Source organism: Pseudomonas californiensis (assembly GCF_021147775.1).
In the GTDB taxonomy this organism is placed as follows: domain Bacteria; phylum Pseudomonadota; class Gammaproteobacteria; order Pseudomonadales; family Pseudomonadaceae; genus Aquipseudomonas; species Aquipseudomonas californiensis.
Genome location: NZ_JAGTPK010000010.1, coordinates 1 through 19,299, shown reverse-complemented (window position 1 = coordinate 19,299; position 19,299 = coordinate 1). Strand labels below are relative to the sequence as shown.

At 59.1% G+C, this 19,299-nt stretch carries 15 protein-coding genes and 1 pseudogene; 5 read left to right on the top strand and 11 right to left on the bottom strand.

The features are described from left to right. Positions 1 to 259 precede the first annotated feature (259 nt). Both KDX37_RS29735 and KDX37_RS29730 read left to right on the top strand, forming a co-directional pair. Positions 260 to 1,336: pseudogene (locus KDX37_RS29735) on the top strand (methyl-accepting chemotaxis protein); the annotation flags it as partial. Beyond that, entirely contained in the window at positions 1,322 to 2,194 is an 873-nt protein-coding gene (locus KDX37_RS29730; protein ID WP_406646026.1) for a methyl-accepting chemotaxis protein, read from the top strand. The pseudogene KDX37_RS29735 and the gene KDX37_RS29730, both read left to right, overlap by 15 nt. An 86-nt stretch (positions 2,195 to 2,280) precedes the next feature. On the opposite strand, the gene KDX37_RS11715 is transcribed toward KDX37_RS29730, so the two are convergent. The 4 genes from KDX37_RS11715 to KDX37_RS11700 all read right to left on the bottom strand — a co-directional run bounded on the left by KDX37_RS11715 (position 2,281) and on the right by KDX37_RS11700 (position 7,493). Then, positions 2,281 to 4,800 (bottom strand): hypothetical protein, encoded by a 2,520-nt coding sequence (locus KDX37_RS11715; RefSeq protein ID WP_231652876.1) that lies wholly within the window; start codon positions 4,798 to 4,800, stop codon positions 2,281 to 2,283. A 104-nt stretch (positions 4,801 to 4,904) separates the two neighbouring features. Then, positions 4,905 to 6,260 (bottom strand): 8-oxoguanine deaminase, encoded by a 1,356-nt coding sequence (locus KDX37_RS11710; protein ID WP_231652875.1) that lies wholly within the window; start codon positions 6,258 to 6,260, stop codon positions 4,905 to 4,907. Positions 6,261 to 6,428: 168 nt separating this feature from the next. Continuing rightward, on the bottom strand, positions 6,429 to 7,115 hold the full coding sequence (locus tag KDX37_RS11705; RefSeq protein WP_231652874.1) for an SDR family oxidoreductase: 687 nt from the start codon (positions 7,113 to 7,115) through the stop codon (positions 6,429 to 6,431). A 27-nt stretch (positions 7,116 to 7,142) separates the two neighbouring features. Continuing rightward, positions 7,143 to 7,493: a MerR family transcriptional regulator gene (locus tag KDX37_RS11700; protein WP_231652873.1), complete on the bottom strand. Its 351-nt coding sequence runs from the start codon at positions 7,491 to 7,493 to the stop codon at positions 7,143 to 7,145. A gap of 84 nt (positions 7,494 to 7,577) precedes the next feature. On the opposite strand from KDX37_RS11700, the gene KDX37_RS11695 reads away from it, so the two are divergent. After that, positions 7,578 to 7,991: a hypothetical protein gene (locus KDX37_RS11695; protein ID WP_231652872.1), complete on the top strand. Its 414-nt coding sequence runs from the start codon at positions 7,578 to 7,580 to the stop codon at positions 7,989 to 7,991. 28 nt (positions 7,992 to 8,019) lie between these two features. Here the strand turns inward: KDX37_RS11695 and KDX37_RS11690 are convergent, their stop codons facing one another. The 7 genes from KDX37_RS11690 to KDX37_RS11660 form a co-directional block, all read right to left on the bottom strand. Beyond that, positions 8,020 to 8,946 (bottom strand): ABC transporter permease, encoded by a 927-nt coding sequence (locus KDX37_RS11690; protein ID WP_231652871.1) that lies wholly within the window; start codon positions 8,944 to 8,946, stop codon positions 8,020 to 8,022. Beyond that, positions 8,946 to 10,046 carry an ABC transporter permease gene (locus tag KDX37_RS11685; RefSeq protein WP_231652870.1) on the bottom strand — a complete coding sequence of 367 codons (1,101 nt, stop codon included), beginning with the start codon at positions 10,044 to 10,046 and terminating at the stop codon, positions 8,946 to 8,948. Before KDX37_RS11685 ends, KDX37_RS11690 begins: the two co-directional genes overlap by 1 nt. 11 nt (positions 10,047 to 10,057) lie before the next feature. Next, positions 10,058 to 11,611 carry an ABC transporter ATP-binding protein gene (locus KDX37_RS11680; protein ID WP_231652869.1) on the bottom strand — a complete coding sequence of 518 codons (1,554 nt, stop codon included), beginning with the start codon at positions 11,609 to 11,611 and terminating at the stop codon, positions 10,058 to 10,060. A 503-nt stretch (positions 11,612 to 12,114) separates the two neighbouring features. Further along, positions 12,115 to 12,708, bottom strand: coding sequence for an IMPACT family protein (locus KDX37_RS11675; protein WP_231652868.1), 594 nt, complete (start codon positions 12,706 to 12,708; stop codon positions 12,115 to 12,117). Between the two features lie 32 nt (positions 12,709 to 12,740). Further along, positions 12,741 to 13,403: a TetR/AcrR family transcriptional regulator gene (locus KDX37_RS11670; protein ID WP_231652867.1), complete on the bottom strand. Its 663-nt coding sequence runs from the start codon at positions 13,401 to 13,403 to the stop codon at positions 12,741 to 12,743. An 86-nt stretch (positions 13,404 to 13,489) separates the two neighbouring features. Beyond that, a complete protein-coding gene (locus KDX37_RS11665; RefSeq protein ID WP_231652866.1) occupies positions 13,490 to 14,887 on the bottom strand; it encodes a uracil-xanthine permease family protein in 1,398 nt (465 codons plus the stop codon). A 185-nt stretch (positions 14,888 to 15,072) separates the two neighbouring features. Then, positions 15,073 to 15,993 carry a LysR family transcriptional regulator gene (locus KDX37_RS11660; protein WP_231652865.1) on the bottom strand — a complete coding sequence of 307 codons (921 nt, stop codon included), beginning with the start codon at positions 15,991 to 15,993 and terminating at the stop codon, positions 15,073 to 15,075. Between the two features lie 111 nt (positions 15,994 to 16,104). Between KDX37_RS11660 and KDX37_RS11655 the strand changes: the two genes are divergently transcribed. Together KDX37_RS11655 and KDX37_RS11650 are read left to right on the top strand one after the other, a co-directional pair. Then, complete coding sequence (locus KDX37_RS11655; RefSeq protein ID WP_231652864.1) at positions 16,105 to 17,451, top strand: aspartate aminotransferase family protein; 1,347 nt, start codon at positions 16,105 to 16,107, stop codon at positions 17,449 to 17,451. Between the two features lie 97 nt (positions 17,452 to 17,548). Next, positions 17,549 to 19,042, top strand: coding sequence for a CoA-acylating methylmalonate-semialdehyde dehydrogenase (locus KDX37_RS11650; protein ID WP_231652863.1), 1,494 nt, complete (start codon positions 17,549 to 17,551; stop codon positions 19,040 to 19,042). Positions 19,043 to 19,299 lie beyond the last annotated feature (257 nt).

Genomic DNA, 19,299 nt, shown 5'->3' with positions numbered 1-19,299 from the left:
CAAGTTTTTCTAAAGTCTGTACAACGTTGGCCGATGGCGTGGCTGAAACGGTAAACGTCAGCCACGCAACGCTGTACGTCAACGCTTCAAGCGATGTTCTGATGCTCGCTTGGTAGTGATGAGTTCCTGAATCACCTGGGTGGCTGGAGCCTGCCCTTAACTTCGCCTCGGATGACGAAATTTACCCTTGTGGGCAGCAATCGCTGCTTGAATTTTTGTGCCGTGCGGATGTACGCCGGATGGGCACCTGAGGACGGAAATGGGACAGGTATCTAGGCTTTTGGACAATGTCAGGGTGTCTCGTAAATTAGGCATCGGTTTTGGCATTCTTTTATGCGCGGTGATCGCCGTCGCGTTTGTCGGTTACAACAGCAACAATATTCTTGTGGACCGCCTGGACACCACGCGTCTGATCGGCAATATCAACGATGCGTCCCAAGACATGCTGCTGGCTGAAAAGCAGTACGAGACGGCTGCAGATCCAGAGTCTCTGGATACTTACGGCGCTCGGCTCAAGGCCCTGCAAGACTTGAATGCCAAGGCGCTCGTCATGATGACCCGCCCTGAAAACCGGCAGGCTCTGCTTCAGTTGCAAGCCGCAACAGCGGACTACGACCAGACGGTCAAGCAACTGGTTGATATCGACAAGACCACCTCAAATGCGCTCAAGCCACTGGGCGCATTGTCCGACAGGTATGTCGATACCTTTTCAAAGATGCTCGAAACCGTTACTTCAAGCGCGTTGGAGGTGTCCGATGCCGAGCGAGTACGTGAACTGAGAACAGTCGCCGATCTGCGCAACAGCATGACAATGTTCCGTTTGGTGCTTCGCCGGTATATCGCAGTGTCCAGCACCGCGAACAAGAACGCCCTGATCGAGACGACCGACGGCTTCCTGTCGGACATCACCAAGGCACGCAGCAGCCTGCCTGCTACGCTCTCCAGTCAGCTTCAGGAAGCCTCCGATGGTATGCGCAAATACCGGGAGGTCATCCTTGAGGTCTCCGCGCTTTTCGATAAAAAGCAGGCGCTTCGCCAACAAGTGAATCAACACAGCGAGAAGATGGATCGCATCGTCAATGGCTTGATGGTCATCCAGCAGCGATTGGCCCGTGAAGATCAACGTGACGCATTCGTCCAGATGGTTGCACTCACCTTGGTCGCCTTGGTGGTCGGTATCTTTGCGTCAATCGTCATCTCCCGTCAGATCACGTTGCCGCTGGGTCAGACGGTTGAATTGGCGCGTCGCATTGCCAAAGGTGATCTGACTGTCGATTTGAAAACTGCGCGTCGTGATGAGCTGGGTGATCTTCAAACGGCCATGCATGACATGGCCCAAAGCTTGAACACGCTGGTACAAGGAATCGGCAGCGGAGTTGCCCACATTTCTGTTTCCGCTGAAAAGCTCTCGGCAATGAGTGAGCAGACGAGCGCGGGGGTACGTCAGCAGAAGGTTGAGGTGGACCAGGTTGCAACCGCAATGCACGAAATGGCATCGACGGTTCAAGAGGTTGCGCGAAACACGACTGATGCTTCGGCGGCGGCTACGTTGGCAGAACAGCAAGCGCGCCATGGCGGAGAAGTCGTCAAGCAAGCGGCGGCCCAGATCACTGAGCTGTCCGAGGCCATCGAAAAACTTGGCGGTGCCATGGGTGTGCTCACTCAAGGGAGTGATCAGATCGGCAAAGTGATCGACGTGATCAAGGCCGTGGCAGAGCAAACCAACCTTCTGGCGTTGAACGCCGCCATTGAAGCTGCACGAGCGGGCGAGCAGGGGCGCGGATTTGCGGTGGTTGCAGACGAAGTACGCTCACTGGCGCAGCGTACTCAGAACTCCACCAAAGAAATCGAAACGTTGATCCTGACCCTGCAGCAGGGGACTCAAGCTGCATCCGAGCTGATGGTATCGAGTCGCGAACGCACGTTGGACACGGTTGTGCTTGCGCAAAAAGCCGAGCAGGCGATTGCCGAGATCAACCATTCCATTGGTACGATCCAGGGGATGAGCCTGCAGATATCTGCTGCCGCTGAACAGCAGAGCGCGGTGGCTGATGAAATCAATCGCAGCATCCTCAGTGTTCGTGATGTAGCGGACCAGTCCGCCATCGCCAGTGAAGAAAGCGCAGCAGCGACTCTGAAGCTTGCTTCTCTCGGGAGCGACTTGCAAAAAATGACCTCGCACTTCAAGACGTAGGCGTGTCTGCCAACCTGATCGTGCTCAACACCAGGGTTGAGTGCTTTGACGCATCACGTGTCTCGGCGCTCAACTCTGCCTTGCCTTCACTCGTCCTCAATCGTCCGGGACTGTCCGCGCCAAGGCTGCAAAGGCGTTTTGTCCAGGGCCTGCCACAATGGCGCGTCAGTCTGCTGGGCAGCCAGCAACCAGAGCCCGTCCCGTTCGACAAGCTGCTCAACCGGCAGCGCCAGCCAGTCATCCAGCTTGATTGACGTTACCCGGCCCTTGTCTGGATAACGGTCTGACGCAAAGTCATGCTCGAACGTACGCACGCGCAGCTTTCCATTGTCGAAGCCCTCGAACTGCGGTCGGTTGCCCGCTGGATAATTCCAGGTGCGCAACGTGCGGTCGTGGACATCTAGCAGCAGGAGCTCCCAGTTGCGCTGCATGTCCGCGTGCAGGCGGGTCAGGGCCAGGTAGCGAGCATCCGGCGACCAGCACATTGATGGCGCCAGATCATTGAGTACGCATCCCGAAGCGGTCAGCAGATGGCCGCCCAGCCTTCCGGATTCGGCACGCAGCCAACTGTCGGCGTATTCGGTTTCAGTGCCGAACAACCAGGCCGCATCGCTGCCGTCCGCGGCGGGCTGAACGAAATCACCGTCGGCATTGGCCGCCTGTGGCTGTTCGACCACGCGCCAGCACGGAGCAACACGCATACCGTCTTCGCCGACCCGCAACTCGACCATTCGGTAGTAAGGCCGCGACTCCTCACGGTAGTCACAAAAGCCCGCCGCGTTGCCAATCGGCGGCGCGGGAATGTCGAAGCGCTTGAGGGGAGAAGACGCGGTGCCTTCTTTCAATCGTCCCAGCACCAGCGTGACCATGAGCGAACCTGACCGGAAGTCCAACAGGTTGACCACTTCCATGGCCGGTCCGTCGAGGCGTCGGCGTTTCAGCGCATCGACTACCACTACCTTGCCTGCGCTCGCTGGGTGCTCGTTGAAGGGAATCAGCGCCAGATAGCGTCCGCAGTCCGATACTCGATGGTCCAGCAGCCAGAGCCCGGGCATTTCCCAATCTTCTATCCGACAGCGGTAACCGCCCGTACCAGCGTGATTGTCCATCTGCCATGTCAGGCAGGCGCGCGTCCTGTTCAGAAGCGGTTCGGACTCGATGCTGCTCATGCCCCGCTCGCCATCGCCGGTCAGTGGTACAACCAGCCTTACTTTTGTCAGTTTGCGGTCGCTTGCCTGCAGGCAGCCTTGTGCGTCATGACCGGTTTGAATCTGAGTGTCACCATGAACGCAACGCAGGCCATAGCCATACATGCCACGGTCAGGGTTTGCAAAAGCCAGGTAGCCGCCGATCCTCAAGTGTTCCGCGTCCAGACTCAATGGTTCGTTCCAGCTCAACGAAAGGTCGTTATCGCCGACGACCCAGGGAGTAGGGAGTGAATGCCAGCCAGCGTCAGGCTGCCAGACCCAGTATCTGGCCTCCTTGTCGTCATGATGTCGGGCGACGATGCTCAACGCCTTGCCGTCGTCGCGCCATACCACGGGCGCGTCGGCGTAAAAATACAACGGGCTTTCCCGATCATCCAGGCTCAGCTCATAGACTGGGTAGCGCAGCGCATCCAGCGGTTGCTCCAGCTCCCGCAAACTCTCGGGCATGACCAGCTTGCCCTCGATGCGGTGCCGTTTGTGCGGACCGATGTGCTGCACGGTCGCGCTGGCCAGGTGATATTCCAGCAAGGCAGGGTCAACCCAGATATCACCGACAGGCTCCAGTTGCGTCATGGAGGATGCCTTGAGCATGGCCTGCAGGCTGATGGCGCTCGCGCGGTTATCCACCAGTGGGCTGACCCGTCCACGCAGCTCGGTGTTGGTGAACTCGTCCAGTTCCCACAGGTGATCGTTGTCGCACTGATAGGTTCGCCGCATGTGACGGTCGAGAACGATCAGCCCCCACTGGTTGCGTGACGGGACAGGTGCGGCGAAGTAGCGGCCATCCGTGGAGAACTGCGCCGATGAACCGATGCCCTGCAACAGCACGCCATCCGGGAACAGATAGTCGAAATAGACCGGTCCGCCCATGGCAATTTCGCCCATGTTGAACAACCGAATGGGCTGACCTTCCGGCGTGACATCAAGCTCTTGCCCACCCCATGCGCTGCGGGCGCCTCGGGTGTCATGGGTTTTGTACAGGCACGCTGCGGTTTTGCCCTCTTCATCAGGCTTTCCATCGTCGACTGTGCTGACCCCCAGCTTTTCACACAAGGCGCCCAGCGCGACCAGGCCACCTGCGATGACGATGAAGGCTGCAAACACATTCCAGTAGTTGGGCAGCGACAGGCCGAGTCCCAGTCCCAGGCCAAATACTGCGCACCCGCTCACCCGTGAAAAAAAGCTGGCAACGCGTTTCCAGCCGAACCAGGCTGTCAACGCGGTCATGCCGCCCGCGCCAAGCGTTATCACCAGCCCGAGCAAAGGTGGCGACATCGTCACCAGCACCACGGGCGCCGCCAGCAGTAAAAGGCTCCAGCTCAGACTGAGCAGAATCCTGGCGAGGTCAAAGAGCAACTCCATCATGCTCTGGTCGTCGCGTTGCGAAGGAGTGGGCACGGAATATCGCCTGGCTGCCGAGAAGAACGCCACTGTAGCGGATCCTTCTGCGGTCGTGCGTCGATCCGCTCACACTGTGATCGAATCGTGAACAGACCGAATGGTCAGCCTTCTATCAGCTCGCGCGCGGCCTGACGGTGATCCGCGATCAGTTGCTGAAGATCCAGTCCTTCGACCTGACCCTCGACGACACGCCACTGACCGCCAATCATCACCCGATCCGCACGGTCTGCACCGCACAGCAGCAGGGCTGATATCGGATCGTGGCTGCCGGAAAACCGCAACTCATCGAGCTTGAACAGCGCCAGATCGGCTTGCTTGCCCACGGCCAGCTCGCCGATATCGCCGCGCCCCAGCAACTGCGCGGAGCCTTGGGTTGCCCAGCCGAGCACCAACTGCGGGGTGATCCGCTGCGCGCCGTAGCGCAGTCGTTGCAGGTAAAGCGCCTGTCGGGCTTCCAACATCATGTTCGAGGCATCGTTGGACGCCGAACCATCGACGCCCAGCCCCAGCGGTGCGCCCGCTGCGATCAGCTCCAGCGTCGGGCAAATGCCGGAAGCCAGGCGCATGTTCGAGCTCGGGCAATGACAGACGCCGGTACCGGCCGCGCCAAGCCGGGCGATTTCATCCGGGTTGAAATGAATGCCATGCGCGAGCCAGGTGCGCGGCCCCAACCAACCCACGCTGTCCAGATAGTCCACCGTGCGCAGGCCGAATCGTTGCAGGCAGAAGTCTTCCTCATCCAGGGTTTCGGCCAGATGGGTATGCAGGCGCACGTCGAGTTTTTCCGCCAACGCGGCGCTCTCGGCCATGATCTGCGGTGTGACGGAAAACGGCGAGCAGGGCGCCAAGGCAATCTGAATCTGCGCACCGTCGCCGCGCTCGTGGTAGGTCTCGATCAACCTTTGGCTGTCGGCCAGGATCACTTCGCCCTGTTGCACGGTCTGTTGCGGTGGTAGCCCGCCATCCGCCTCGCCCAGGCTCATCGAGCCACGTGTCAGCATCGCTCGCATGCCCAGTTCCCGAACGCTCTGCACCTGCACATCGATGGCATGTTCCAGTCCATCAGGGAACAGATAGTGATGGTCCGCAGCGGTTGTGCAGCCAGACAGCAGCAGCTCGGCCAGCGCCACCTTGCTGGCGACGGTCAGTTTCTCCGGCGTCAGGCGCGCCCACACCGGGTAAAGCGTCTTGAGCCACGGAAACAACGGCTGATTGACCACCGGGGCCCAGGCACGAGTCAGGGTCTGATAGAAGTGATGATGGGTATTGATCAACCCCGGCAGCAGCACATGCTCGCGTGCGTCGAACACCTGCGTACATGGCCTTGCGGGTTGCTGACCGGCGGCCAGCACTTCAGTGATGACACCGCCTTCAATCACCAGGCCGCCACGGGCGTCGAGGTCATTGGCGGTAAATATTGCGAGGGGGTTTTTCAACCAGATACGGATCGCGGACATGGGCCGGCTCCTCTGAAAAATGAGTTCAGGGTTAGCCAGCTCAGTGTTGTCCTGTCTGCTGATCCAGGCGTGCCGGGCGCGAGGCCTGCGCACATATGCAAAAGCCTGCGTTCAGGCGCTGGCTATCTTATCGAAGACAGCGCCCTGCGAACCACTCATACACCGCATTTACCAGGCGATCGTGTCGCCTTTGTAATCGATGAAGTAATGCCCACCCTTGCCCGCGTAGGCATCGAGCTGTTTCACAAGGCCGGTGGTGCTGGTCAGCACATCGATGGCCGCGTTTTCGCCGCCCATGTCGGTCTTCACCCAGCCCGGATGCAATGACAGAACCGTCGGACGGTTTTCACCCAGTTGATGTACAAAGGTATTGGTCATCGAATTCAGGGCAGCCTTGCTGGCTTTATACAGCCCCATCTCGCCACCTTCCGGGCACGCAACGCTTCCCAGGACTGAACTCATGAACGCAAGCACGCCGGTATCAGGACGGATGTGCCCGATAAAGCGCTCGGCCAGGCGAATCGGTGCAACTGCGTTGGTCAGGAACAACTGGCCCAGCTCGGCAGCGGTCGCCTGAGCAGCACTCTGATGCTGCGGGCCTGAAATGCCCGCGTTGACGAACAGCACGTCAAACACCTCGCCTTTCAGCTTCTGGACCAACACCTCCAGCGAGGCGGTTTCATCCATATCCACGGTTTCGATCCGTACGCCCTCAATGGCTTCCAGAGCTTCGGCCTTCAGCGGATCGCGGACCGTGGCAGTGACCTTCCAACCCTGTTCGGTCAGGCGTTGAACCAGCCCAAGCCCCAGGCCACGCGAGGCGCCGATGATCAGCGCGGTTTTGGTAGTGGTCATGACAGTTTCCTTGGCAATTGAATAAGTTCAGGGGCGCAACGGGCACGATTGGCCGACGCGCTGATGCAGCTCGCTACGCAACTCATGCAACTCAGCGATGCGGTTGTCGATCAGCGCCAGTTTGTCCTGAAGCAACAGGGCAATGGCGGCGTCCGGCGCAGGAGCCTTCCACAGTTCGGCAACGTTGCTGCCCACTTCGTTCAGGCTGAAACCCAACCGTTGCGCCACCTTGATGAACTGGACCAGTTGCACCGTTTCTACAGGGTAGCGACGATAGCCGTTGGCACTGCGCTGCGCGATGATCAAACCGCGTTGTTCATAGAAGCGCAGCGTGTCGCGACTCACCGCTGTGGCCTTGGCCAGTTCGCCGATACGCATGGGCAGACGTCCTTGAAGTGCTTGACCCTGGAGCGTACTCCAGCCTTTAGCCTGTTGGAATCTCAATCGGCAGGAAGCATTTGCATGTGGAACCCCAGGCAATACCGAAGCATCGTACGGGCCAGCGGCTGGTACGACTTGATCATCACCGCAGCCTTTGTCACGCCCTGGAGTTTCGCGGTATTGCACGGCGCTCTGACGACGCTCACCCAACAACTGAACCTGACGGGCGATCTACCCGCGTTTGCACCCATGCACATGTTGATGGCGAACCTGCTGGGCTCGATTGTCTGCGTGTGGGCAGTGGTGCGAATCCGCGATCCGCAGCGATTGTTCGGACGCTACGATGCGGTCGGCCGTTTGCTGTTTGCCACCTGGCAGGCGTACGCCTTGGCACAGGGTGTCAGCAGCGTGCTGATCGTTATCCTGATAGCCGAACTGGCGTGGGCAATACTGCAGCTGTGGCCAGTGCGCTCATCCGTGAGCGCATATCCTTGATGCTGAAACATCAGCGTCCATACGGGCGTCAGTGGCCCGCCCGCCATGGCTGGCCCAGTGAAACCGGTGCGTACAGCCGGGTGCGCAGGGCGTCGCGGGAGAGCAGGACCAGCACGATGATGGTTGCGACGTAAGGCAGCATCGCCAGCAGATTGGACGGAATTGCCAGGCCAATGCCTTGCGCCACCAGGTGCAGGATACTGGCCAGGCCGAACAGGTAGGCGCCCAGCAGCAGGCGCCACACGCGCCAACTGGCGAACACGACCAGCGCAAGCGCGATCCAGCCTCGGCCAGCGCTCATGTTTTCGGCCCACATGGGGGTGTACGCCAGCGACAGGTAAGCCCCGGCCAGCCCTGCCATTGCGCCGCCGAACAGCACCGCAAATGTTCTGACCCGCAACACCGGCAGGCCCATGGCGCTTGCCGCGTCAGGGTTTTCGCCGACAGCCTGGATGATCAGGCCTACGCGGCTTTTCAGCAGCGCCCAGGCGACCAGCGCGAATAATGCAAATGACAGATAAACCAGCAGGTCCTGAGCGAACAGCATACGGCCGATCAACGGTATGTCACTCAGCAGAGGAATGGCTACGGGCTCGAAACCGCTCAGCGGTTTACCCACCCAGGCGGCGCCCACGAAGCTGGACAAACCGACACCGAAGATAGTCAGCGCCAGGCCTGTCGCCACCTGATTGGCGTTGAACACCAAAGCAACCAGAGCAAACAGCGCTGACAACAGCATGCCCGCGCACATGGCCAGCATTACGCCGAGCCACAGGTTGCCCGTACTCAGCGCCACGATAAACCCGGTCACTGCACCGAACAGCATCATCCCTTCCTGGCCGAGGTTGATGACGCCGCTTTTTTCACAGATCAACTCGCCCAGTGCCACCAGCAGCAAGGGCGTGCCGCAGCGCACCATGGCGTAGAAAATGTTGCTCAACAGGTCGATATCCATCACACGGCTCCCGCCACTGGGGTCATCTGGCGCTTGGCCCAGCGCAGCTTCAGGCGTGGGCGATAAAGGATCAGCACATCGCAGGCCAACAGGAAGAACAGCATCATCCCCTGAAAAAGCTGCGTGATGGCCGGAGGCAGGTTCAAGGTCATCTGCGCACTTTCACCGCCCAGATAGAGCAGGGCGATCAACAGGCTGGAGAACAGAATGCCAATGGGATTAAGGCGCCCAAGAAAGGCGACGGTGATCGCCGCATAGCCGTAGCCGGGTGACACCTGCGGCACTAACTGACCAATGGGGCCGGCGACTTCCGACACGCCAGCCAGCCCTGCCAGCCCGCCACTGATCAACAGCGCGAGCCACACCAGACGTTTTTCCCGAAAGCCGACAAAACCCGCGGCGCGCTTGTCCAGCCCGAGCACTTTGATCTGAAAGCCCACGAAGCTGCGTTGCAGAAGTACCCAGACCACGACCAGCGCCAGCAGCGCGAAATACACGCCCACGTGTGCGCGACCCTCTTCCATCAGCAACGGCAGACGGCTCGCGTCACCGAAGGTGGCCGACTCAGGGAAGTTCATGCCCGCCGGGTCCTTGAGCGGGCCGTGGACGAAGTACAGCAGCAGGTTGAGGGCGATGTAATTCAGCATGATGCTGGTGAGGATTTCGTTGGCATTGAAATGGGTGCGCAACCAGGCCGTCACGCCTGCCCAGGCGGCGCCCGCCAGCGTTCCCGCGAGCAGCACCATGACCAGGGCCCAGCGGCTTTCCATCTCGATGATATTCACTGCAACGGCACTGCCTGCCAGCGCCCCCAGAAGCAGTTGGCCTTCGGCCCCGATGTTCCAGATGCGTGCCTGATAGGCAACCGCCAACCCCAGCGCGCAGAGCAGAATCGGCAACGTTTTGACCATCAGTTCCGACAGGCCATACAGATCACTGACCGGCGCGATCAGCAGAGTGTGCAGCGTCACCCAGGGGTTGAGCCCCAGCGCCATGAACAGCAGCGACCCACATATCAGCGTCAGAACCGCCGCGAGCAGCGGAGAGCACCAGAGCATGGCGCGCGATTGTTGGCCGCGCGGTTCCAGAGAAAGCAGCATGTTTTGCTCCGTTAACCCGCCGCGTGGGCCTGGGTGTGAGAATGATCGAACTGTCCTGCCATCCATCCACCGATCTGCACGGTGCTGGTGTGTTCGGTGGGGATCAGGTCTGAAAGCCGGCCTGCGCTGAGTGCGGCAAGCCGGTCGCTGATCTGGAACAGCTCGTCAAGATCTTCCGAGATCACCAGAATCGCCGCGCCTGCATCGCGCAAGGCAATCAGCGCCCTGTGGATCGCCGCGGCTGCGCCGATATCCACGCCCCAGGTCGGATGCGCAGCGACCAGCAATCTGGGTTGTTGCAGGATCTCTCGGCCCAGAATGAATTTCTGCAGATTGCCGCCAGACAGGCTGCGCGCCGGGGCCTGTGCATCGGGTGTCTTGACTGCAAAGCGGCGAATGATTTCATCAGCCAGTGCCCGCACCTTGCCACGCTGAACAAGGCCTGCGCTGACCAGCCCTTGCTGGAAAGCCGTGAGCAGCGCGTTATCGGCCAGACTCAGTTCCGGCACCGCGCCGTGGCCCAATCGTTCTGCCGGGACGAACGCCATCCCGTGTTTGCGTCGCGCATCAGGGCGCAGATTACCGACCGGGACGTCTGCAAAACGTAACGTCGCTGCCTGTGTATTCGGCAATCGTTGTTCGCCGCTGAGCAACGCGAGCAATTCGTCCTGGCCATTACCCGCCACGCCTGCAATGCCAACGATTTCGCCACTGCGCACTTCCAGGCTGATCTCGTTCAGCGAGCAGCCGAATGGATCAGGGTTGTGCCAGGACAACCTGTCGACCCTGAGAAATGGTGTGCCGCCGCTGACTTTCTGGTACTGCTCGGTCAGGCCCTCTGCATCACCTACCATCATTCGCGCCAGCTCCAGGTCTGAGCATTCTGCCGGTATGCAATGCCCGGACACCTTGCCGTTACGCAGCACCGTCGCGCTGTGACACAAGGCGCGTACTTCGCCCAGCTTGTGGCTGATGAACAGAATGCTGCAGCCTTCCTGTGCCAGGTGTCTGAGCGTCACAAACAGCTCTTCGGCTTCTTGTGGCGTGAGTACGGAGGTAGGTTCGTCGAGGATGAGCAGGCGGATGTCCTGCATCAGGCAGCGGATGATCTCAACTTTCTGCCGCTCACCAATCGACAGACTGTGCACCAGTCGCTGAGGTTCGAGTGCCATGCCGTAGCGCTGAGACACTTCGCGTATGCGCGGCTCCAGTTGTTTGGGTGTGCCGGCCGCTGCGCCCATGGCCAGCGCAATGTTCTGCGCGACGCTCAAGGTTTCGAACAGCGAGAAATGCTGGAACACCATGCCGATGCCCAGGCTTCGAGCCTGGGCTGGGTTGCGCATGATTTGCGTCTGCCCTTGCCAGGTGATCGTGCCGGAGTCTGGCTGCGTCACACCGTAGATGATTTTCATCAGCGTACTTTTGCCGGCGCCGTTTTCGCCCAGCAATGCATGGATTTCTCCGGGCTTGATCGTCAGGTCGACGGCGTCGTTGGCCAGGCAACCGGGATACCGTTTGCTGATATGGCGCAGTTGTAGACGCGCAGGTGTCGCATGGTTTGGCATGACAGGCTCTGATCCGGGAATGGGTCGCTCGTGGATAAAGCAAAATCCTGGCCAGGGAGTCAGGTTTCATCGCAACGGCTTCAAATCGGCTCGTCGTCGAGCGTTTCAACTATTTACGGAAGGGCGTTGTAAATTTTCAGCACCAGTTCGGGGCAGGGCGACGGGTGTGGAGGCTCAATATGGCCCATGACATTGAGCAAAAAATGTACAGCCCGCAGCAAAGGCCATGCGCCGAGCGATTGGGGGACCCTTGCACCTGTTATCCACAGGTTCTTCCACAGTAACGGTGCGCAACCTCGACAGCGCAGAATAACGTCCCATGGACTAGCGTCCAAACGTGCTAAGCGAGGTTAAGATGATGTTTTAAGGCGGGTTTTTATCCACTGGATACAAATTGGTCAAAAAACGATCATTTGCTTGTGAGGCTTGTTCTGTATGGCTTGCAGCGCAGTACACCCAGCTTATCCACAGTCAGGTGCACAGTAGTTGTGGGCAAGAGCGAGCTAGCTGTCAGCGTCCGGACGCAGAAGGATTCTGCCGCGGCTCAGGTCGGCCAGTTGCTGTTGCGCAATGCCGACATGCTCAGGACCAATGGCAATCGCCATCTCCACACCGTTGGCAGTGAAGTGTTCTTTTTCGATCATGGCGTTCAGCTCATGCAGGCGCAGTTTGACCAGCGCCAGCTCACTGAACGTGCATTCGAGGGTGTAGGGCACACGGTTGATCAGCGCAATGCGTTCAGCCTGCTGCAGGCATTTGTTTGCGCCGCCGCCATAAGCTCTGGCCAGCCCGCCAGTCCCCAGCTGGGTGCCGCCGTACCAGCGAATCACCAGCACAATGATCTGATCGAACATTTGCGCCTCAATGGCGGCGAGGATCGGACGACCTGCGGTGCCGCCCGGTTCGCCGTCATCATTGCTGCGGTATTGGCCGCCGAGCTTCCAGGCCCAGCAGTTGTGGGTTGCGTTGAGGTCGCTGTTCTGCTCGATAAACGCCTGCGCATCGGCAGGGCTGCCAATCGGGGCGGCGAGGGTGATGAAGCGGCTCTTGCGAATTTCTTCTCGAAACTCGCAAGGGCCAGCAAGGGTAAATGACATGCAGACTTCCAGCTGACGGCGAGAGGCAGATTCTACAGGGTCGGCGGCGTTAACCCGCAGCCCTTGAGAATGATCCGGGTCAGGTTATCGCTGGCCTCGTCCATGTCCTGCCTGGTCAGGCGCGTACGTCCGGTAACGCGGCAGATCTGACTCGCAAAGTCGGCATAGTGCTGAGTGCTGCCCCAGAGCAGAAAGATCAGATGCACCGGGTCGACTGGGTCCATTTTTCCTGCGTCGATCCAGGCCTGGAATACCGCAGCCCGGCCCTGAAACCACAGGCGGTAGTCCTGGCTGAAGTACTCGCTCATGCACTCACCGCCGCTGATGATCTCCATGGCGAAAATTCGCGAGGCCTGAGGCTGGCGTCGTGAAAACTCCATCTTGGCGCGGATATAGCGGGCCAGTGCCTGGGCAGGATCGTCGTCGACGCTCAAGGCGTTGAAGGTGCTGTCCCACAATTCGATGATGTTGCTCAGCACTGCGATGTACAGGCCCAGTTTGTTGGTGAAGTAATAGTGCAGGTTGGCTTTTGGCAACCCGGCCTTCAGAGCAATGGTGTTCATGCTGGTGCCCTTGAAGCCATGACGGGCAAATTCGTCTTCTGCCGCTTTGATGATGGCTTCTTCGTTCTTCTGACGAATGCGGCTGGCAGGCTTGGGGACGTGAGCGCTGTGGGCAGAGACTTCAAGTGTCATGGGGGCAATTCCGGACAGGTCAGGGGGCGCAACGAGTGCACTGATAACGTACCCGCGCGCATCCCGCAAGCGCGTGCGCAGGAAATTTATCTTGAATGCTCAAGGGGTTCGGTTTCCTGTGGCGCAACCGCTGCAATAGCGGCAGTTTTCCCCTCAGGTATCAGCAGACACATGGCGATTGCGGTGATGCCGCCGCTGGTGATCGCCGAGTCAAACAGGTTTTGAACAAGCATGGGCATGTGGTGCAACAACGCAGGCTGTAATGCGATGCCTAGACCGACGCCGAACGAGGTCGCGATGATCAGCATGCTGCGTCTGTCCAGGGGCGACTGCGCGAGGATCCGCACGCCTGCCGCCGCGACACTGCCGAACATCACCAGGGTCGCGCCGCCAAGGACGGGTTTTGGAATCTGCTGCACGATTGCGCCGATGTGAGGGAACAGCCCGAGCACGAAGAGTACGGCACCTATGTAGAGGCCGACATACCGACTGGCGACGCCGGTCAACTGGATCACGCCATTGTTCTGGGCAAACGTGGTGTTGGGGAATGCGCTGAAGGTGGCGGCGATCATGCAGCTCACGCCGTCGCCCAGCACGCCACCCTTGAGCCGTGCCACGTAACTCGGGCCGCTGATGGGTTGGCGGGCAAGCATGCAGTTGGCGGTCAGGTCGCCGACGGTTTCGATGCTGCTTATCAGATAAATCAGCGCAACGGGCAGGAAAGCCGTCCAGTCAAAATTGAAACCGAACCTGAACGGGATCGGCACGCTGATCATCGGCAAGTCATGAATCGGCTGCGGCACGAGTTTGCCGCTGAACCAGGCCGCAAGGCTGCCGACCGCAAGCCCAATGATGATTGCGGACAAGCGTACCCACGGCGTGCTGGAGCGGTTAAGCCCGATAATGACCGCAAGCACAAGCCCGCCAAGCGCGAGGTTCAAGGGCGTGCCAAAGTCTGGTGCATTGAACCCGCCCCCCAGATCGGTGACGCCGACCTTGATAAGGCTAACGCCAATCAGCGTGATGACGATGCCGGTCACCAGCGGCGTAATCACCCGTCGCAACTGGCCTATAAAGCGGCTGAGTACGATTTGCACAATCGCCCCGAAAAAACAGACACCGAAAATCATCGCCATGATGTCTTCCGGGCTGCCGCCTCGCTGCTTGACCAGAAACCCGGCAGACAGCACCGCGCCGAGAAAGGCGAAACTGGTACCTTGCAGGCAGATCATCCCGGCACCGATGCCGAAGGGGCGGCGCGCCTGAATGAAGGTGCCGACGCCCGAAACCATCAACGCCATGCTGATCAGGTAGGGCAGATAAGCCGTCAGTCCGAGGGTGGACCCGATAATCAACGGCGGGGTAATAATGCCGACGAAGCTGGCGAGCACATGCTGCAATGCGGCAAGCACAGCTGTCATTGGCTTGGGCCGGTCGTTGAGGCCATAGATCAGGTCGTTGTTGTCGGGTGTTTCGGACTGCATGACAGGTCCTCGAGCCGGGACGAGCCATGTGCTGGCCTGTCGTTGATGGGTTCTTTGCAAAAAGCTGTCCAACTGCTCAGCTTATTGCGGGGTCGAGTCTGGTATCCCATTGATATCTGCCGGACAGACGTTGCCACGCTTGACAGGGTATAGGGCTGAAATGTCTGACCCGCGACGCTCATGCGTCATCGGGTAGCAGCCAGGCCGTCTAAAAAGCTTTCCAGCACTAAATGAGGGCGTCGCCCTTTACGGGTGACCGTCACCAGGCTCAGATCATAGTATTTGGAAGTGGGCTTCAGGGCGCGCAGACGGCCTTCCTGCACCCAGGCGTTGGCATAGTGATCTGGCAGGTAACCGATGTAGCGCCCGGTGAGAATCAGAAACGCCATGCCCTCACGGTCTGAAGCACTGGCCGTACAATTGAGCGCCTGATAGTGGTCCTGAATGTCACTGGGCAGCCGAAAGGTTGGCGCAATGGCTTCCTGCAAAGCCAGGCGATGGTCGTCGAGCGCGGCATCGTCGGCATAAAACAACGGGTGCCCGACGGCGCAATAAAGCAGCGAGCGCTCGCTGTACAGCGACTGGTACTCCAGACCCGGCAACGCGCTGGCCTGTGGCACGACCCCCACATGCAAGCTTCCATCCAGCACGCCTTGCTCAACCTCGGCGGGGGCGACCATGCGGATATTGATATGCACATCCGGTCCGTGCTCTTTGAGGCGGGACAATGCGTTGGTGATGCGCATGTGCGGGAGGGTGACAAGGTTGTCCGTCAGGCCGATATTCAACTCGCCCCGCAAATTTTGATGCAGCCCGTTGACCTCGGTCCGAAAGCTCTCCAGTGCGCTGAGCAGTTGTAATGACGATTGATAAACCTCGCGGCCCTCATCAGTCACTGAAAATCCGGCCCTACCACGCTGACACAGCCGCAAGCCGAGGCGCTGCTCAAGATCACTCATTTGCTGGCTGATTGCAGACCGGCCAATCCCCAGCACGCTTTCTGCAGCAGAAAAGCCACCGGCCTCGACTACGCTTTTGAAGATGCGCAGCAGCCTGATATCGAAGTCACTGACTTGAGCGAGCGGATCTGAACGGCGAGTGACCATTGTTTAGTAGATGCCTGACTAAAGATCGTAAAAGTTGGGTTTTTCGGACTGTAGCCCCGTGGCACCGTTGTCGCAATCACATCCGCTCACGCCTTCGCGAGGTCCGCTTCCATGAACATGTTCGAAACTTCAGAACTTCCGGTTACCAGTCAATTGAAGCTCGACGCTCACTGGATGCCGTACACCGCGAACCGCAATTTTCAGCGTGACCCGCGCATGGTCGTTGCAGCGCATGGCAGCTACCTGACCGATGACAAAGGTCGCAAGATTTATGACGGGCTTTCCGGCCTGTGGACCTGTGGGGCGGGGCACACGCGCAAAGAAATCCAGGAAGCAGTTTCCCGGCAGTTGGGCATTCTGGATTACTCGCCGGGCTTTCAGTTCGGCCATCCCTTGTCATTTCAACTCGCTGAAAAAATCACTGAGCTGACGCCTGGCAACCTCAACCACGTCTTCTATACCAACTCCGGTTCTGAGTGTGCGGACACGGCGGTGAAGATGGTTCGTGCCTACTGGCGTCTCAAAGGGCAAGCGACCAAGACCAAGATGATCGGGCGGGCTCGCGGTTACCACGGTGTGAACGTAGCGGGCACCAGCCTTGGCGGTGTGAACGGCAACCGTAAAATGTTCGGCCAGTTGATGGACGTCGATCATTTGCCTCATACGCTGCTGGCCAGCAACGCTTACTCCAAAGGCATGCCTGAAGCGGGCGGCATTGCGCTGGCCGATGAAATGCTCAAGCTGATCGAATTGCACGATGCGTCCAACATCGCTGCGGTTATTGTTGAGCCCATGGCGGGCTCTGCCGGAGTGATCGTTCCGCCACAGGGCTATCTCAAACGCCTGCGCGAAATCTGCGATCAGCACAATATCCTGCTGATCTTTGACGAAGTGATTACGGGGTTCGGCCGTACGGGTTCGATGTTTGGCGCCGACAGCTTTGGCGTGACGCCTGACCTGATGTGCATTGCCAAGCAGATCACCAACGGTGCGATTCCGATGGGTGCCGTCATTGCCAGCAGCGAGATCTATCAAACCTTCATGAACCAGCCGACGCCGGAATACGCCGTCGAGTTTCCTCATGGTTACACCTATTCGGCTCACCCGGTGGCATGCGCGGCTGGCATGGCGGCGCTGGAATTGTTGCAGCGGGAAAACCTGGTGCAACAGGCCGCCGAAATCGCACCGCACTTTGAAAGCGTATTGCACGGCATCAAAGGAGCAAAAAACGTCGTCGATATCCGCAACTACGGCTTGGCGGGCGCCATTCAACTCGCCCCGCGTGACGGCGACGCCATCGTCCGGCCGTTTGAAGCAGGCATGAAGCTGTGGCAAGCAGGCTTCTATGTGCGCTTCGGCGGCGACACGCTGCAGTTTGGCCCAACGTTCAACAGCAAGGCGCAGGACCTGGATCGTCTGTTCGATGCTGTGGGTGAGGCGCTGAGCCTCATCGACTGATTAACCGGGTTACGACGTTCTTCTATACCTCTTCTATATAGGCAGTAACAGCAGGCGCGAAGCGATTCGCGCCTGCCGCAATCCTGGAGTCGTTTTCATGAGTAGCATTCAGCATCTGATCCACGGTGAGTTCGTTTCCGGGGAAGGCCGCACTGCGGACGTGTTCAATCCGTCCACTGGGCAAGTTATCCACACGGTTGCCCTTGCCAGTCGTGAAACCGTTCAGCAAGCCATCGACTCCGCCAGGACCGCGTTTCCGGCCTGGCGCAACACACCGCCCGCCAAGCGGGCTCAGGTCATGTTCCGTTTCAAGCAATTGCTGGAGCAGAACGAAGCCCGTATCGCACAGTTGATCAGCGAAGAGCATGGCAAGACTCTGGAAGACGCTGCCGGCGAGTTGAAGCGCGGTATAGAAAACGTCGAATACGCCTGCGCGGCGCCAGAGGTGTTGAAGGGCGAGTACAGCCGTAATGTCGGGCCGAACATCGATGCATGGTCCGACTTCCAGCCGTTGGGCATCGTGGCGGGTATTACGCCTTTCAACTTCCCGGCCATGGTGCCGTTGTGGATGTATCCGCTGGCGATCGCTTGCGGCAACTGCTTTATCCTCAAACCTTCCGAGCGTGATCCCAGCTCGACGTTGCTTATTGCAGAGCTGTTGCATGAGGCCGGGCTGCCGAAAGGCGTTCTCAATGTGGTGCATGGCGACAAGGTCGCAGTGGATGCGCTGATCGAAGCGCCCGAGGTCAAGGCATTGAGTTTTGTCGGTTCGACTCCGATCGCTGAATACATCTATAAAGAAGGAGCCACGCGGGGCAAGCGCGTCCAGGCGCTTGGCGGCGCAAAGAACCACGCCGTGCTGATGCCCGATGCGGATCTGGACAATGCAGTCAGTGCGCTGATGGGCGCTGCCTATGGTTCGTGCGGCGAACGCTGCATGGCAATATCGGTTGCCGTCTGCGTGGGTGATCAGATCGCGGATGCGTTGGTAGCCAAACTGGTCCCGCAAATTCAAAGCCTGAAGATCGGTGCGGGCACTACGTGTGGCCTGGACATGGGGCCACTGGTGACCGGCCAGCATCGTGACAAGGTCAGTGGCTATATAGAAGACGGCGTGCAATCGGGCGCTACCCTGGTAGTCGACGGCCGAAATCTTCAAGTGGCCGGGCATGAACAAGGCTTCTTCATGGGGGGCTGTCTGTTTGATCGTGTGACGCCAGCGATGCGCATCTATAAAGAAGAAATCTTCGGGCCTGTGTTGTGCATTGTCCGCGTCGACAGCCTCGAGCAAGCCATGCAACTGATCAACGATCACGAGTATGGCAATGGCACCTGCATCTTCACGCGTGACGGCGAAGCGGCGCGTTTGTTCTGCGACGAGATTGAAGTCGGGATGGCAGGGGTTAACGTTCCGTTGCCGGTCCCTGTCGCATACCACAGCTTTGGCGGCTGGAAGCGTTCACTGTTTGGCGATCTGCATGCTTACGGTCCGGATGGCGTACGCTTTTATACGCGCCGCAAGGCGATTACCCAGCGTTGGCCGCAACGTGCGAGCCACGAGGCTTCGCAATTCGCCTTCCCTAGTTTGTAAGGGGCGCGTCGGGAGCGCACTGCGGTGCAGGTTTGCTCCCGTGTTTACAGGGGTGGGAGAAATAGATAGGTTATTTGTGAAATTAACGGTTGACGTGGTTTCTCAGGTGTCTATAATTCGCCCCACTTCCGGCGCAGACGGAAACGAAAAAGCCTTGTAGATCAACAGGTTGCAAGGTTTTCTCGAAGAGAGTCAGCGAGGAAGGAGGTCGATTGAAAGTTGATCGACAGCGGTGAGAAAAAAGAGTTTGACATGCG